General features: G+C 64.0%; 3 protein-coding genes. 2 read left to right on the top strand and 1 reads right to left on the bottom strand.

What is annotated here, in order from left to right; all coding sequences use genetic code 11:
• Positions 1 to 811 (bottom strand): DUF2066 domain-containing protein (locus EN745_RS34215; protein WP_127423271.1); only part of this gene is annotated, 811 nt, incomplete at its 3' end.
• A 143-nt stretch (positions 812 to 954) separates the two neighbouring features.
• Between EN745_RS34215 and EN745_RS34210 the strand changes: the two genes are divergently transcribed.
• Together EN745_RS34210 and EN745_RS34205 are read left to right on the top strand one after the other, a co-directional pair.
• On the top strand, positions 955 to 1,503 hold the full coding sequence (locus EN745_RS34210; RefSeq protein ID WP_189347833.1) for an isoprenylcysteine carboxylmethyltransferase family protein: 549 nt from the start codon (positions 955 to 957) through the stop codon (positions 1,501 to 1,503).
• Positions 1,504 to 1,621: 118 nt separating this feature from the next.
• A partial coding sequence (locus tag EN745_RS34205) for an enoyl-CoA hydratase/isomerase family protein (RefSeq protein ID WP_189363256.1) occupies positions 1,622 to 1,958 on the top strand: 337 nt, incomplete at its 3' end.

The following is a 1,958-nucleotide window of genomic DNA, read 5'->3' as shown; positions in this document are numbered from 1 at the left end:
GCCCATTGCCCGACAGCACTTGCGCCGCGCCCCGCATGGCGACACGGAACGCCTCGTCGAAGCTGACGCCGCGCACCTGCCAGCGATAGGTCTTGCCGCCATCGGCCAGCCGCCAGTCGGCGATCCAGCCCAGGTCCTTGTCGCTCCATACGATGCTGCCGGCGAGCGCCTGGTCGGCGCCGGCCTTCCTCGCCAGCTCGTCGAGCGTGGCCATGTCGGTGGTGTGCAGCGCCTTCTCGTCCATCCCGGAAATCATCGACCCCGGCGGGAAGGCGATGCGCATCAGCAGCGGCCCCGTGGCGTTGATGAAGGATTCGCGCATCGCCTCGCCGCGCTCGTCATCGGCGCTCAGCGCGAAATGCCGCGTGCCTTGCTCGGCCATCAGGAAAACCGCGACCGTCGGTCGCTCGCCGAGCCAAGGCTTGCTGCCAAGCTGGGCCAGCACCTTGTCGATCACAGCGGGCTTGTAGAGGCAGGTGAGGTCGTGCGGCCGGTCATGCGTGCCTTGCTCGTCATGCACGGGGATGCCTTCCAGCCGGTCGTGGTAGCGGAAGGATTCGACGAAATCGCCTGCCTTGTCGCGCAGCGCCGCCATCTCCGGTTTGCCCGGCAGCCGCTGATCGCCCGAGACCCTCACAAGCACTTTGTCCAGGCAATCCCTGAAGCCGATCTTCCGGTTGACCTCGCCGGTGCCGGTGACGATCGTCTGCGACTGGTAGAGCGCTTCCGTCGCGGCCAGAGCAGCACCAGACATGAGGCAAAGAGCGATCAGGCAGATCGTTGCAGCCATGAGACGAGAAGGCCCGGTCATGTCTTGCCATCCAGTTCAACGTGGCCATCTTCTAGCACCGGGCGCCAACAGCGGCCAAGTCGGTTGCTTTGCGCCGCATGGCCGCCGGCATGGGGCATCCGTGCGCCACGCTGGACCGGCATGGCCAATCGAAGGAGCGAGCAATGATCTTCATCTGGCTCATCTATGCCGCCTGGATCCTGCTGATCGTCTATCTCACCATTCAAGCGGCGGGTGTGAAGCGCGATACACGGCCGCATTTGCTGCAAAGCTTCGCCTTGCTGTTCGCTGTGATAGTGGCCTTCCTGCTTCCGCATCTGCGGGCGTTCGCATTCGTCAACTTCGCGCCCGTGGGCCCGGCTTTAGCCGGCATTGGTGTCGTCGTCACCCTTGCTGGCATGGCATTCCTGGTATGGGCGCGACAAAGCCTTGGCCGCAACTGGAGCCAGACCGTCTCGGCCAAGCAGGACCATGAACTTGTGACTTCCGGCCCGTACCGCTACGTGCGTCATCCCATGTACACAGGCGGCATGGTCGCAGGTATCGGATCAGCGATCGTGGTGGGCGGCGGTTTTATCTTCCTGCTTATCCTGTTGGGCTCGCTTTTTCTCTGGCGCGTCGGCGCCGAAGACCGGCTCCTTGCGGTGCAGTTCCCCAATGAATTTCCTGCTTATGCCAGGCGAACCAAGGCCTTGATCCCCTTCGTGTGGTAGGCAGCCTGTGGCAATTCGAACGAGCGCAGTCATCTCTGCCCGCGCCCGACAATTGACGTTCGCCCAGTCGCCGCTTAGCACTTCAAATCCCGCAGGCGCGGGGGAGGATTCTCTTACGATGGATTTTGGCGGAGGCGACGAAATTCGCTTCGAGCGGTTGGGCAGGGCCGGCGTCGTTACGCTGACGCGGCCGCAGGCGCTCAACGCTGTCACGCACGCCATGGTCAAGGCGCTTGGCAAGGCGCTCGAAGCCTGGGAGCGCGATGACGGCGTCGATGTCGTGATCGTCAAGGCCGAGGGCAGGGCGTTCTCCGCCGGCGGCGACATCCTGCACATCTATGAGGCCGGCCGTGCCGGGCGGCCGCCGGTCGACTTCTTTGCCGACGAATACCGGCTCAACGCCCGCATCAACGCCTTCAGGAAGCCCTATGTCGCGCTGATCGACGGCATCGTCA

Source organism: Mesorhizobium sp. M4A.F.Ca.ET.022.05.2.1, assembly GCF_003998845.1.
Taxonomy (GTDB): domain Bacteria; phylum Pseudomonadota; class Alphaproteobacteria; order Rhizobiales; family Rhizobiaceae; genus Mesorhizobium.
The sequence above is the reverse complement of the archived record's forward strand: the minus strand, read 5'-3'. Positions and strand labels throughout refer to the sequence as shown.

Excerpts from the sequence above, each read along its gene's own strand:
- EN745_RS34210 (WP_189347833.1), top strand. The coding sequence starts at position 955 with ATGATCTTCATCTGGCTCATCTATGCCGCCTGGATCCTGCTGATCGTC.